Genomic DNA, 13,143 nt, shown 5'->3' with positions numbered 1-13,143 from the left:
TCCCCTTTTTAATTTACACTATTGACATAGTGATAATTTCGTTTATACTTATTTATAGTAGCTTAACTTTTATCCCTAACCAACAAAAAGCAGAGCACATCCCCCCTAAGATCCTTCTTGATTTTTCAAGAAGGATCTTTTTTGTACATTTTTACCAGGTTACAAAAGGGTTCTCACTCTTTTCTTCTCTGATGGTCGTCGCTGGTCCGTGTCCTGGGTATACCTTAGTTGAATCCGGCAGCGTATACAATTCTTTACGAATACTGCTTAAAAGTGTATCCATGTCCCCTCCAGGAAGGTCAGTTCTGCCAATCCCCCGTTGAAATAATGCATCTCCTGCTATCACAAAGTCTTCTCCTCTGAATACCAAGGAGACACTCCCAGGGGAATGTCCAGGAGTGTGTCTGACTTCAAACATGAAAGGGCCGATACTCATTTCCCCGATATCAAAATGGTGTTCGGCCTTACGCGCTGCAATCCTCCCCATTTGGAAAAACGCTGATCCATTCTGATTCGGGTCTGTCAGCCAATCCGCTTCCTCCTTATGTACGTAAACTGGAACATCAAAATGATCCCTGACATCATCCACCGCTCCAATATGATCAAAATGAGCATGTGTTAACAAGATAGCTGATGGTTTCAGCTTATTTTCAGTTAAATAACCAATCAACTGGTCACTATCTCCTCCTGGATCAATCACCAGACTCTTTTCTTGTTCAGAAAGAACATAGCAATTTGTACCTAGAGGCCCAAGGGGCAATTGTACAATTTTCATATGCCTATTGACTCCTTTGCAATGTTTTATTAAAATTCATATAGAATAACTCGACAAATTCTAATCCATACTATAAAATGTATGAGGAATGAAAAGGTTTTTACATAGCCATTATAACATCCAAAGTTAAGCTATGGATACTACACAGTGAAGGGTTTAGGGGGTGCTGAGTTTGGTAACAGCTATCATTCTTTTACTAGTCGCAATTCTTTGCGTACTTGCCGTATTCCGCGAATTGAAAACAAAAAATTTCTTTGCAGTATTATTTGCAGGGGCTTCAGCATTGATTTTCGGCTGGTTTTCTGTAATGACGATTTATGTCCGGTTATTTGGATGAAATCACAAAACCTTGTCACCCTATGGTGGCAAGGTTTTTTCGTTGCCTTAAATTCATTTAGATTGTGTACGCAGCTCTTCTTCGCTTTCCAACAACTGATCATTTTTATTGAAAAAATAACGGTACATGGCCATCGTGATAAACATAGCACTTAAAGAGACAGATGAGAAAATACTTAAAGAGATCACGAGTTGATATTTGATTGCCATGACAGGTTCTACTCCCCCAAGAATCAAGCCAGTCATCATACCAGGAAGCTGAACAAGGCCAATTGTTTTTAAACGATCCACATTCGGGATCAAGGCAGCGTTCAGGGTCTTTGTGATTATCAGATGAGAAGCCTGATTAGGTTTTGCTCCTAACGACAATGCCGCCATCAGCCTGCCACTGTTCTCTGTAAATTCACTTTTCATCCGTTCAAGAGCCAGCCCCATAGCCACCATACTGTTACCAATGATCATCCCGCTCATTGGTATGACTTCGGACGGTCTGAATTCAATCATATCAAAAGCCAGCCACAAAGCAAGCACACTACCTTCTACCGTTATTAAGCCGAGTAAGATCACTGCAAAAACATTCGGTAATTCTTTCCCTTTGTTTCTAGCATGTAAGGTTGCAATCACTATCATGATACTTACCATCAAGGGAATACCGATAAATGGGTTCAAATCAAAAAGAAAGGTCAATATGTAACCGACCACAAACAGCTGTACCGTACCCCTTATAGCGGACCAGACAATGTCTTTGTTCATTCCTAATTGATAATAATAAGATAAGGTTAATGGAACAAGTACGAATACGATCAGAAAAAGTAACGACTGATTAGATACTTCCGGCTCCATCACGTATCCCTCCTAATCTTGAATGAAATCTTTGAGTTCTTCTGTCTTTGGTTCTGTGAGCATCGTTTTTATCTGATCATCCTCTTTTATTTCTCCATCCATCAGGAACAGCCCTCGTTCCCCTAATCGCTTGGCTTGCCTTAAATCATGGGTGACCATAACCATGGTCAACTGGTGTACATCTACCAATTCTTCTAATACTTCCTCAATTTCTTCTGCTGTACGATAATCAAGTGCACTTGTTGGTTCATCTAGCAATAACACCTCCGGAGAGTTAGCCAGAGTACGACCGAGGGAAACACGCTGCTGTTCCCCTCCGGAAAGCTGGTCGACCTTTCGATTCAAATAACTTTCAGGAAGTTGTACATACTCCAGCAGCTTTTTCGCGTCGGCGGGATTCCATTCCCCACAAAGTGAAGGGCCGTACTTTAAATTATCGAGGACGGTACCAGGGAACAAGTTTGGTGATTGAAGCAATAATCCTACCTTTCTACGCAAATTAGAGATATCATATTCTGTTATCGGCCTGTCCTTAAATTCAATTTTTCCCTCTTTGGGATCCCTCAATCGATTGAATAGAAATAACAAAGAGCTCTTCCCTGCCCCCGAAGGACCAAACAACATGACTTTCTCATTTTTGTAGATGTTAAAGCTCAAATGGTTAAGAATATCATCTGTAACACCTTTAAAAGAGAAAATGGCTTGTGTCATTTACTTCACCAACTTTCTTTCTTAGAATTATCTATCCCGTTTATTTTTATAACAGGGTTCCATATTCACTCTCCCTATGGGAAGTTAAATTTAATTATGACAAAAGAACATAGGGATACCAAATACTTAGCCTCGTATGAGGGATTGAAAAGCAAGTCTTTTCACTTTCTCCAGGTTCTTATCATACTGGGATAAAGGCAAGGGGTTGACGCCTCTTCCAACCTCTACCGTATATCCTTCCTTCTGATAGCGATCGATAAACCAATCTTTCAAACCTGCATGACTGTCAAAAGTTCGAACTGGTTCATATCCGCTTACCCTCTGAAATTTCTTTACCACATCCTCTGAAACCTTAGGTTGTTTATTGGAGTAGCCATAGTAGATGACCTCACCCTGAGAATGAAAACATAGCAAACGGTCAGCGGGTTCCTTTATGATCAACTGTGCCATAGCTTTTGATTCTGGCTCAGTAAGTGGTCCATAGCCTGGAAAGTCTCTGAAGGTCGGATAAGCGGGCTTTCTATTTCGTTCAATTTCCCATCCGGAAGGAAATTGCTTATTTAAATCAATTCCGCGTATGTTCGCTTTCCAGGATGAGTATGTTCGGTTTGGATAATTCAATTGCTTAACAAGTTCCTGGTAACTCGCTGCTTTATCTTCTCCATGGATTACCAGGTCTACTCCATCGGGATTAACCATTGGAACCACTTGCAGTCGCACCTGTTTAAAAAGATCCTTCAGTGAATTACCGTTCCAAGCCTCATTTTTATCTAGTAACTCTAATAATTCCAACACGATTTCCATAAGAATTCTGGATGTCACCCATTCGTTTCCATGAAATCCCCCGTTCCAATGTACTAAAAAGGGTCCATTACCTATAGTTAATAGATGAAGCGGCTTTTTTAAGAGGGACACTCCAATTACTTCCCCCTTGACAAAGGGTGATCTTAGACACTTCTCCATATCTCGATTAAGTAAGTTTGTATCGTAACCCTTACCCATGATATTCCCCTCTCTACTTCATTTATCTTATTATAAGAAAAAGACACCCGATGGGTGTCTTTTACTCCATACTCATTATTGATTGTTTTGTTGTTCCTTTTTCTTTTCTTTTTCTTCAACTTCTTCTTTCGTCTGGCGTTCACCTTCATCAAAATCATAGAAGCGAAGCAAGTCGCCATAAATCAGGCTATCTGAATACGCGAGTTCCTTATCGACTTTTTCTTTAAACGGCAGACATGGGGATTCCTGTTCAGACGCCGTCTCAATTGGTTCTCCTGTTTCTCTATCGTAACAAACCTCACCTTTGTAGATATATTCGTCTGTCACAAAGCTTCCGTCACGCATAGCGATAAAACCTTTGCGTTCATCAGCAAACAGGTTAGTACCAAATGAGAGGTCGTTTTCCTCTTCGATTCCCAATAGATGCATCAATGTCGGTTTAACATCTACTTGACCGGCGATTTTATCGTATTGCTTACCGCCTTCATAACCAGGAATGTGGATCATAAATGGTACCCGCTGGTTCTGGATATGCTGATAGCCATCAATTTCTGTTCCCAGGAATTGACTCATCGCTTTATTGTGGAAATCACTGATACCATAGTGATCTCCCATCAAAACAATGATAGAGTCTTCATACAGTCCAGCATCCTTCAACTGCTGGAAGAACCCTTTTAACGATTCATCTGTATAACGCGCAGTTGGCATATAATTATTCAATGTTTTGGAGTTAGAATTATATTTATCAATATGCGCCTTCTCTTCAGGTAATTCAAACGGGAAATGATGCGTTAGTGTAATGAATTTACTGTAGAAAGGTTGTTCCTGTTCTTTCAAATATTTGATGGATTGTTCGAAGAACGCTTTATCTTCCAATCCCCATCCAAATGAGTTTTCCTCGTTTTCTTCAAAAGACTGTTCATCAAAAAATTTATCGTAGCCTAAATTTGCATACATGGTATCACGGTTCCAGAAACTTTTGTTATTCGCATGGTAAACAGAAGTGTAATAATCTTCTTCATTCAAAATTTCTGGTAATGAATTATATTCATTGGCCGCATGGGTGAAGTATACGGCACCCCTCGGCAGTGGATACATGCTGTTTTCTACAATGAACTCCGAATCAGACGTTTTACCTTGCGCTGTCTGGTGATAGAAGTTCGGGAAGAAAATCGTGTCACTGCTTTCTTTTAAGTCATTCATGAATGGAGTAATTTCTTTCCCATTAACTTCTTCATCTAACACGAAGTTCTGCATCGATTCCACAGACACAAAGATGACGTTCCTGTCTTCAGCAACACCAAATAAATCTGTTTTTTCGTTATTGGTGGTATTTTCGCGCATATACGTTTCGATCTCTTGCACTTCACTGCCATCAGCTAACACACGTTGTGCTTTAGTCTTCGTTGTCATCGTGGCATCATAAACATGATAATTGAAGATCCCGATATTCTTAACAAGATATTCACGATCGAATGCGCGGACGAACAACATTGGGCGCTCCATTTCCGCGAGCACAACATTGGCAGTCAATAGCAAAAACGTAACTGCTGTAGCAGCAATTTTTCCTGCTTTAGAAAAATCAACTGCCCAGCTGGCAGCTCGCTTGCTTAAGAACCACACAACAGCAACATCCATGAACAGGAGTAAATCCGGTAAATGAACAAGCGAAAGGATACTGCTGCCTAAATCAGCTGCGTTATTACCCTGGAATAACACAGGAATGGTAATAAAATCAGTAAAATTACGATAGAATACTAGATTCAAATATAAAATCATTGTACCGATTAGAATTGTCCATCGCAGATATTTCATCTGCCTTCTAGGTTTCAGCCATACACTGATGGCGAATACAAGATAGGCACTCACGAATGGATTCAAGAAGAGAATCAGTTCTTGCATGGTATTTTCAATGCTCAGGTTGAACATATATTTATATACGATATATGTCTTCAAACCAAATAACACGGTTGCAATTATGAACAATGGTAACTTGAACTTTGAAGCTTGCATGTCTATATCCTCCTTAACTTCCAGGGTATTCATGTTTCACTTATTTTTAACATGAGACACACCTGTATTTAACAATATCCATTTATCATTAATATTAAACCTATCTTCTAATATGACGACTATTGTACCAGAAAAGTTTCATTTATTTTTTTACTATTCATTTACAAATGCTTTACATCCCGATTTGTAGCATCTGGACTCATTTCCGGCTAATAGAAAATTATAAGTGATACCTTTGAGAAAGGCAATTTGTATTATCTGGGAGTGTGATTAAAAAAAGGACTGCCTTTCGCAGTCCTTTTCCTATTCTAATCCAAGATTCTGTTTTACTAAGAAAGCTCCACCAAGCACCCCAGCATCATTTCCTAATTCCGCTATAACGAATTCACATGCCTCACTCGTGCGTGGTAAAGCGTATTGATCAAAAGCTTTTCTCAAAGGAATCAATAAATCTTCGCCAGCTTTTGATACACCCCCGCCAATAACAATTTTAGAAGGATTGCAGGCTATCGCCAGGTTTGCAATCGTCATCCCTAGTACATCAGTGACATAATCAAGGACTTCCCGAGCCTGCTTATCCCCTGCACTCGCAGCTTGAAATACGTCTTTTGCTGTTAAACCATTTGAGGACAATTCTACGAGTGATGTTTCCGGGTTTTTCGATATGGCTTCCTCTGCTAATCGAACGATACCAGTAGCAGAAGCAATAGTCTCTAAGCAACCTGTCTTTCCACAGTTACATGCCGCCCCACCTTCAGGGATAACCGTGATATGGCCAATTTCTCCTCCGGTACCATTGACTCCATTGATAACTTCTCCATTAGCGATGATGCCTCCACCTACTCCTGTGCCTAACGTCACGGCGATCAGGTCATTGGAATTTTCTCCAGAACCCTTCCACTTTTCTCCCAATGCTGCCAGATTTGCATCATTATCGACAAATACAGGAAACTCTGTTTTTTCATTAAGAATACTTCCTAACTCAAAGTTTCTCCAACCTATATTCACTGTTTGGTATACAAATCCACTATCTGCATTTACAAAGCCTGGTGCCCCGGCTCCTATTCCTAATACCTGCTCCTTTTGAATACCGAGCTCAACCAATTTTGACTTTAAAGAAGATTGAATATCTTCTGGGATATGATTTCCCTCGTCCTTATGATTCGTAGATATTTCCCACTTTTCCACGATACTGCCGTCTTCTGTTATAACAGCCATTTTGATAGTCGTGCCGCCAATATCTGCTCCTATGTAATATTTTTGCATATATGTCTCTCCCTTTTATCGATCCCGTTCACGGGCAGCTTCGCTTCTTAATAATAATATTGCCATTTGGTAATCTTCATTTGATATACACTGGGCCTGGTGCAATTGTTTAATTTCTTCCTCCATCAGCTCCAAATCAGCCAACCGGTTCCCTATGTATATGAACGTTCCGAACTTTTTCAATAATTGTTGAATATCATAAATTGTTCTCATTATCATCACCTGTATATATTATATCAATTAGCCTGAATAATTGATATAAAGGAAAATGAAAAGATCCAGACCACTTTATCTGTCTGGATCTTTCGGGTGCAAAAAGGCTGGCCGCCTATTCTTTAATGGCATCGGTGAGCGAACCAAAACATCTCTCATCGCTTTGGCATTAAATGGCAGTAACGGCCAGAAATATGGTGTGTGGAATGTCTTCATCCGGACAAGATTCAACATCCATAATGTTATACCTATGACGTAGCCTCCCAAGCCAAATATGGCGGTTACTATCAATAAAAATATTCTTACCAGCCGATTGGCCAGGCTTAATTCGTAGCTTGGAGTCGTAAATGTTCCGATTGCTGCTATTGATAAATAAAGAACAACTTCATTTGAAAACAAACCTACCTCTACCGCAACTTGCCCAATTAAAATCGCAGCGACCAACCCAAGAGCTGTAGCAAGGGAGGAAGGTGTATGAATGGCTGCCATTTTCAACATATCAATTCCAATTTCAGCTAATAAAAACTGAGCAATCAAAGGAATGGCAGCTGCCTCAGCAGGACCGATAAAACTCCAGGCTTCCGGTAGCAACTCCTGGTTTACCGAGAATAAGTAATACAACGGTAGAATGAAAATTGAAGCAAAGATAGCAAAGAAGCGGACAAAGCGTAAATACGCACCAACCATCGGTTTTTGGCGATATTCTTCTGCATGCTGTAAATGATGCCAATAGGTTGCAGGTGTAATCATCACACTTGGCGACCCATCAATCATAATCAGCACATGGCCTTCATATAAATGAGCCGCTGCTGTATCCGGTCTTTCTGTATACCTTATCTTCGGGTAGGGATTCCAATGTTCCCCACTTAAAAACTCTTCCACCGTCTTTTCTGCCATTGGAAGAGCATCGGTATCAATTTTTTCAAGGATACTTTTCACATGTTCCACTCTTTTGTCATCTGCTATATCTTCTATATAACAGACACAAATGTCAGTTTGAGAGCGACGGCCAATTTGCATATATTCCATTCGTAAAGTTCTGTCTCTAACACGTCTTCTCGTAAGAGCTGTGTTGAATACAATTGTTTCAACAAATCCATCCCTTGATCCCCTTGTAACACGTTCCAAATCAGGTTCCTCAGGTCCTCGTACCGGGTATGTACGAGCGTCAATCAAAATGACAGTATCTAATCCCTCAACAACTAATGCTGTCGGTCCAGCCAGGACTTTATCTACTGTATCATTTAAATCATCCGTTTGGTCTAATTCAACGTAAGGAATGCTGCGTTTCAGTAACTGTTCGAGCGGATCCGGCTCTAAATGTTCCGGCTCCAAATAAGCAAGAAACTCCATTAGGTAATGAAGAATATCATCTTTTACAAACCCATCAATCATGAACAAACTCATTTTTCGTCCTGCATAATGCAAATCTAATTGTATGACATCAAAGCTTTTATCTACACCTAGCTGCTCATGCAGATAATCTATATTTTTCTGGTAGTCAGAATATAATTTCTGTTTCTCTTTCATATACTCACCCTCATCAACAGCAGTTGGTATTAGTTTGTACTGTCAATGAAGATTAATGCATCAATCGATCATCGGGGCCTGTACATATTGCATTAATAATTGATACGTATGCCACAATGAATCTGTATGGGTTCTTTCAAAGGAATGGGAAGCATCAATCCCAGGCCCTACAAGCCCGTGTTTAATATCATATCCTGCACGAATGGCTGCTGAAGCATCTGATCCGTAGTAGGGATAGATATCAATTTGGTATGGAATATCATTCTTGTCTGCAAGGCGTACCAATTGATTCTTCAGACCGAGGTGATAAGGACCACTCGAATCTTTGGCGCAAATCGAAACATCATGCTCAGTAGATGTCTGTCCATCCCCAATTGCGCCCATATCTACAGCAATGTATTCTACTGTCCTATCAGGAATACTTGCATTGGCCCCATAACCGATTTCTTCATTATTAGAAAAGAAGAAATGGGTAGTATATGGTAATTCCAATTCATTGGCTGATATTTCTTCGATCATGTGTAATAACACAGCAGCGCTTGCCTTATCATCCAAATGACGGGATTTAATATATCCACTATCTGAATACTGATAACGAGGGTCAAATGAGACAAAATCACCTACCTGTATTCCTAATGCCTGGACATCCTCTTTACTATTCACTTGTTCATCAATTCGAACCACGATGTTTTGTTCATCACGTTTCGCTTTTCCGGCATCCTGATAAACATGCACGGATGCTTGATGCATCAATATTGTTCCTGGATAGGCGGAGTCGTCCATCGTATGTATAGTACAGTACTCTCCCTCCACGCTATTCCATTTGAAACCTCCGATCATAGATAAGCGGAGCTTGCCATCTGACTTTATTTCTTTCACCATTGCTCCCAATGTATCTAAATGCGCTGTCAACACACGATGTTTTTGATCATCGTTTCCTCTTACAGTAGCAAATAAAGCACCTTTATTTGTTGTTTTAATTTCTACTTTTTGCATTTTTAGTAAGTTTTCACAAAAGCGCATGATTTCTTCCGTGTTACCTGAAGGACTTGGAATGGTAACTAATTCCTCTAAGTAATTCACCATATGATTGATATTTTTTTGCATATTTACTCCTCCGTTCATTATCATAAAAGTTTATTTCTCTCATATAACATTTAATAAGGTGTCTGATCAAAAAGGGGACGAGCACATGAAGAAATATGTATGGTCTATTTTGATGGTATTAGCGATAGTTATAGTCGTGATAGCTGTATTCCAACCTTTCCAGCCCACCACAGAGAGTGTAATCAAGTATTTTCCAATTGATGAAACGAAAAAGTTTGATCAAGCAAAAACCCAATTAAGCTTTGAGTCCGAAACCGATGCCGACGAATACGAAGTGGAATGGAAAAGTATTTCTGACAGTAACGAGCAAATGTATCTAAGACAGGATCTCTCACTTCTCTATGTCGATGGTCAATTGAAAGGTATTTTGAATAAATGGCGGGAAAATGGCCAGCAAATCGAACAGTCGTCTGTTCTTCATGGGGAAGATACCAGCTTGTATCAGGCTATCACCTTTCATCATGGTGAAATTCATTACCCGGAGGATGTAATAAAAAGTATCCAGACCCTTTCCTATGATCAACTTTATGTAGTCGATTCCCCCCATACACCATTAGAATCCTTCCATACTGCAAAAACTGCTGAGCATAGAGAATGGGAGAAAACGATCAACCACTCCATCCAGCAGCAACTGGACTACCAATGGGACGAACTTATCGCTCACTTCAATATTCCTCAAGAAAAGTACATTGCTGTCCCACTGACAGATCTGTACCAGTATGAAGATAAGCCCATCCCTGGGGTCTCACAAAAGGATTCAACACGCATTCTTGGTCAGCTTTGGGAAGGCTTATATAAAAATTATGTGCTAGGGATTGCAGATAATAAATCAACAGGACATCCTATTCAAAGTTACATTCCTTTAATCCTTTTTTCCAAGAATGCGGATCACCTTCTCGTCCTGTTTGAAGATGATCAAGGTAAAAAAGAGCAACTGATTCAGTATTATTCCATTAACTGAGCATAGAATTTTTTAAAATCATCATTAGAAGGGCGTAGCTCTCTCGCTTGTTTGGCGTGCGTTATCGCTTTTTCTTTTTCTCCCTTGTTTTGATAAATCAATGCGAGATTATAATGAGCTTCTGCCATCTTAGGATCCATCTCAACCACTTTTTCTAAATCAGTTTGTGCCTTATCAATTTGTCTGGTTTCAAAATAAGCTACTGCGCGATTAAAAAGTAAATAAGCATCATAATCGCCCTCTTTGTCCAAGGCTTGGCTCGTATAAGTAATCGTTTCTTCATAACGTTTATCCTCAAGCATTGAGGTAGACATCTCGACATCTACAGCTGTATGCTGTTGATTATCTACTTGATAATAACCAAAAACTGCTAAAGCAGACACACTTGTAATGTACAAAAACGCCGCTAAGCTTTGCCATACAAACTGACGATTTTTAGGCATGTTGACGATAACGCTGGCAATGAAACCTCCTACCAATCCCCCCATATGGGCGCCATTATCAATTTGTGGTACAGACAATCCCAACACCACATTCAAGCCTATGATAAACAGTAAATTGCGTCCCATCGTACGGAAAAATATTTGTCTATGCTTGACCCCGAAAAATAATAAAGCGCCAAATAAACCAAATATTGCACCCGAAGCTCCAGCAGCTACTTGAGGGTTCAAGGCAAAGCTGGTAATTCCACCAGCAATACCTGCCAGGAAGTAAATTAGGGTAAAGCGCCCGGTGCCATAGATCTTTTCAACTGCCATTCCCAAGTAATACAGAGCAAGCATATTCATGAAAAGGTGGAGTATGCCAATATGAATAAACATTGATGTTACAATCCGCCACCATTCTCCCTCTATAATCGCTGGATTGTACTTGGCCCCATAATTAATCAAATCTAAGACTGAAGTGCTTTGCCCATTCATTTCTATATATAAGAATAAAGCAATATTGATTACTAAGAGCAGTCGGGTCATCAAAGGTTTACCATACTCAAACAACTCCACTTGCTCTTTTCTCTTTTTGTCCCTCTGATACAAGATCTCTTTTTTAAGGTGTTCGACTCGTTCCTCTAGTTCCATGTTATCGTACAAAGTTACGGAATGCCGATCAAGGGCTGGAACAGGAAAAAGTTCCAAGTTCTCGTATAGATTGCTCAGTTTTTGTTCCCTTTCTGCGCGATCTAAATAGTGAACCTTTAGAAAAATATCTTTTTTCCCTTTGACTTTCAGCGGGCGAACCAAACCATCCCAGTCATCTACCGGACTATATTCCGAAATATATACGGCATGAACATTCAGTTCCTTCCCGACAAACATATGCTTGTTCTTTTGAATATGCTGATTGATACGTGCGATATCATTTTTCACATGGTTGGACCAATCGAATTGAGTACGATAAAGCCTTAGTATATGGTTTTTACGATTTATTTGTTTTTCCAGCCATACTTCACTGTTTGCTTCATTGACATGGAGGATGTCAAACCCCTGGTTGACGACCAGGTCATGGGTAAGCTTCCAAAAATAAAATTCTTCCTCAATAAACATAGCCCGGCTCCTTCCTCCTTTTATCATATCATGCTATAGAATATGGTAGAAATCGAATGATTATTATTTTCATTACTTTCCCTATTTTTATGGTTGGATGGTTTCTTATCCATAGGCTCTGTTAAATCTTAGTGTTGATTTTACATAAAATCTCCCTTTAATTGAAGACTCAGTTTCGAGAGAAACTGTTTCCGTTATGGTCGCCGAGTCAGGAGAAGGGAGGCTGGGAAACGGTTCGCTTTCCTGTGGGGGAACTGGCAAGCCTCCTCAGACTTCGTCTTCCGGGGTCTTGCCTAGATCCTTCTCCCACGGGAGTCTCACCGTTTCCCCGCCACCCTATCTGTTTTTTGATGAAATCTTCCACATTCACAGCATGACAAGGCTCAATGATTCAGGAAACAAGCCCTCTTTGTAGCTGTTACTATGATTGAATGATTATACCTATCGATATTTCCGTTACTCTTATAAACGCAAGGAGGTCCGGGAAATTGCGAGACTCCTCGAAAATGCTACGCATTTTCTTCGTGCGGTGTTAATTCAAGAAGCTTATTCAAAGTCCTACGGGATTGATGCAATGCACCCCTATTGTTGGACACTCATCTGACAATAGGAGGTGCTCTTATGAGCCAGTATACCCCAGAAGAAAAACTACACATTATTAAACGATATTTAAATGAATCCATCAGCTATCGAGAACTGGAGAACCAGGTGAAAGTAGATAACTCCGTTCTTCGTTACTGGGTCGCTTTGTACCGATATCATGGTAATAAGGCATTTTCGTTTCCCTATACAAACTATTCTCCAGCCCTTAAACTGAAGGTAATTCAGTTAATTAAAGAGAACGC

At 40.0% G+C, this 13,143-nt stretch carries 13 protein-coding genes; 3 read left to right on the top strand and 10 right to left on the bottom strand.

What is annotated here, in order from left to right; genetic code table 11:
• Positions 1-151 precede the first annotated feature (151 nt).
• Positions 152-775 carry an MBL fold metallo-hydrolase gene (locus BLV00_RS17380; protein WP_093046234.1) on the bottom strand — a complete coding sequence of 208 codons (624 nt, stop codon included), beginning with the start codon at positions 773-775 and terminating at the stop codon, positions 152-154.
• A 172-nt stretch (positions 776-947) separates the two neighbouring features.
• On the opposite strand from BLV00_RS17380, the gene BLV00_RS17375 reads away from it, so the two are divergent.
• Positions 948-1,112, top strand: coding sequence for a DUF2759 domain-containing protein (locus BLV00_RS17375; protein WP_085508862.1), 165 nt, complete (start codon positions 948-950; stop codon positions 1,110-1,112).
• 53 nt (positions 1,113-1,165) lie between these two features.
• Here the strand turns inward: BLV00_RS17375 and BLV00_RS17370 are convergent, their stop codons facing one another.
• From BLV00_RS17370 to BLV00_RS17335, 8 genes are all read right to left on the bottom strand, one after another.
• Positions 1,166-1,954, bottom strand: coding sequence for an ABC transporter permease (locus tag BLV00_RS17370; protein WP_093046233.1), 789 nt, complete (start codon positions 1,952-1,954; stop codon positions 1,166-1,168).
• Between the two features lie 12 nt (positions 1,955-1,966).
• Entirely contained in the window at positions 1,967-2,665 is a 699-nt protein-coding gene (locus tag BLV00_RS17365) for an ABC transporter ATP-binding protein (protein WP_093046232.1), read from the bottom strand.
• A gap of 126 nt (positions 2,666-2,791) precedes the next feature.
• Positions 2,792-3,628 carry a M14 family metallopeptidase gene (locus tag BLV00_RS17360; RefSeq protein ID WP_245729008.1) on the bottom strand — a complete coding sequence of 279 codons (837 nt, stop codon included), beginning with the start codon at positions 3,626-3,628 and terminating at the stop codon, positions 2,792-2,794.
• A 114-nt stretch (positions 3,629-3,742) separates the two neighbouring features.
• Positions 3,743-5,680 (bottom strand): LTA synthase family protein, encoded by a 1,938-nt coding sequence (locus BLV00_RS17355; protein WP_093046230.1) that lies wholly within the window; start codon positions 5,678-5,680, stop codon positions 3,743-3,745.
• A 303-nt stretch (positions 5,681-5,983) separates the two neighbouring features.
• Positions 5,984-6,946 carry an ROK family glucokinase gene (locus BLV00_RS17350; protein WP_093046229.1) on the bottom strand — a complete coding sequence of 321 codons (963 nt, stop codon included), beginning with the start codon at positions 6,944-6,946 and terminating at the stop codon, positions 5,984-5,986.
• A 15-nt stretch (positions 6,947-6,961) separates the two neighbouring features.
• Positions 6,962-7,159 (bottom strand): YqgQ family protein, encoded by a 198-nt coding sequence (locus BLV00_RS17345; protein ID WP_093046228.1) that lies wholly within the window; start codon positions 7,157-7,159, stop codon positions 6,962-6,964.
• A gap of 75 nt (positions 7,160-7,234) precedes the next feature.
• Positions 7,235-8,689, bottom strand: coding sequence for a spore germination protein (locus BLV00_RS17340; protein WP_093046227.1), 1,455 nt, complete (start codon positions 8,687-8,689; stop codon positions 7,235-7,237).
• Between the two features lie 60 nt (positions 8,690-8,749).
• Positions 8,750-9,796 (bottom strand): M42 family metallopeptidase, encoded by a 1,047-nt coding sequence (locus BLV00_RS17335; RefSeq protein ID WP_093046226.1) that lies wholly within the window; start codon positions 9,794-9,796, stop codon positions 8,750-8,752.
• 85 nt (positions 9,797-9,881) lie between these two features.
• Here BLV00_RS17335 and BLV00_RS17330 point away from each other — a divergent pair, with 85 nt between their 5' ends.
• Positions 9,882-10,757 carry a hypothetical protein gene (locus BLV00_RS17330; protein ID WP_093046225.1) on the top strand — a complete coding sequence of 292 codons (876 nt, stop codon included), beginning with the start codon at positions 9,882-9,884 and terminating at the stop codon, positions 10,755-10,757.
• Here BLV00_RS17330 and BLV00_RS17325 read toward each other — a convergent pair.
• On the bottom strand, positions 10,742-12,298 hold the full coding sequence (locus tag BLV00_RS17325) for a rhomboid family protein (RefSeq protein ID WP_176791693.1): 1,557 nt from the start codon (positions 12,296-12,298) through the stop codon (positions 10,742-10,744). The two genes, BLV00_RS17330 and BLV00_RS17325, sit on opposite strands and share 16 nt — an antisense overlap.
• A 621-nt stretch (positions 12,299-12,919) precedes the next feature.
• Here BLV00_RS17325 and BLV00_RS17320 point away from each other — a divergent pair.
• Positions 12,920-13,143: transposase (locus BLV00_RS17320; protein ID WP_143030664.1), on the top strand; the 224-nt coding region annotated here is incomplete at its 3' end.

It is taken from the genome of Thalassobacillus cyri, from assembly GCF_900107755.1.
GTDB classification, from domain to species: Bacteria; Bacillota; Bacilli; order Bacillales; family Halobacillaceae; genus Thalassobacillus; species Thalassobacillus cyri.
This window is presented reverse-complemented; position numbering and strand designations above follow the sequence as displayed.

Bases quoted from the DNA above. Each gene is read 5' to 3' on its own strand.
- BLV00_RS17355 (WP_093046230.1), bottom strand. From the start codon at position 5,680: ATGCAAGCTTCAAAGTTCAAGTTACCATTGTTCATAATTGCAACCGTG.
- BLV00_RS17360 (WP_245729008.1), bottom strand. From the start codon at position 3,628: ATGGAGAAGTGTCTAAGATCACCCTTTGTCAAGGGGGAAGTAATTGGA.
- BLV00_RS17340 (WP_093046227.1), bottom strand. From the start codon at position 8,689: ATGAAAGAGAAACAGAAATTATATTCTGACTACCAGAAAAATATAGAT.
- BLV00_RS17345 (WP_093046228.1), bottom strand. From the start codon at position 7,159: ATGAGAACAATTTATGATATTCAACAATTATTGAAAAAGTTCGGAACG.
- BLV00_RS17350 (WP_093046229.1), bottom strand. From the start codon at position 6,946: ATGCAAAAATATTACATAGGAGCAGATATTGGCGGCACGACTATCAAA.
- BLV00_RS17330 (WP_093046225.1), top strand. From the start codon at position 9,882: ATGAAGAAATATGTATGGTCTATTTTGATGGTATTAGCGATAGTTATA.
- BLV00_RS17365 (WP_093046232.1), bottom strand. From the start codon at position 2,665: ATGACACAAGCCATTTTCTCTTTTAAAGGTGTTACAGATGATATTCTT.
- BLV00_RS17380 (WP_093046234.1), bottom strand. From the start codon at position 775: ATGAAAATTGTACAATTGCCCCTTGGGCCTCTAGGTACAAATTGCTAT.
- BLV00_RS17370 (WP_093046233.1), bottom strand. From the start codon at position 1,954: ATGGAGCCGGAAGTATCTAATCAGTCGTTACTTTTTCTGATCGTATTC.
- BLV00_RS17325 (WP_176791693.1), bottom strand. From the start codon at position 12,298: ATGTTTATTGAGGAAGAATTTTATTTTTGGAAGCTTACCCATGACCTG.
- BLV00_RS17335 (WP_093046226.1), bottom strand. From the start codon at position 9,796: ATGCAAAAAAATATCAATCATATGGTGAATTACTTAGAGGAATTAGTT.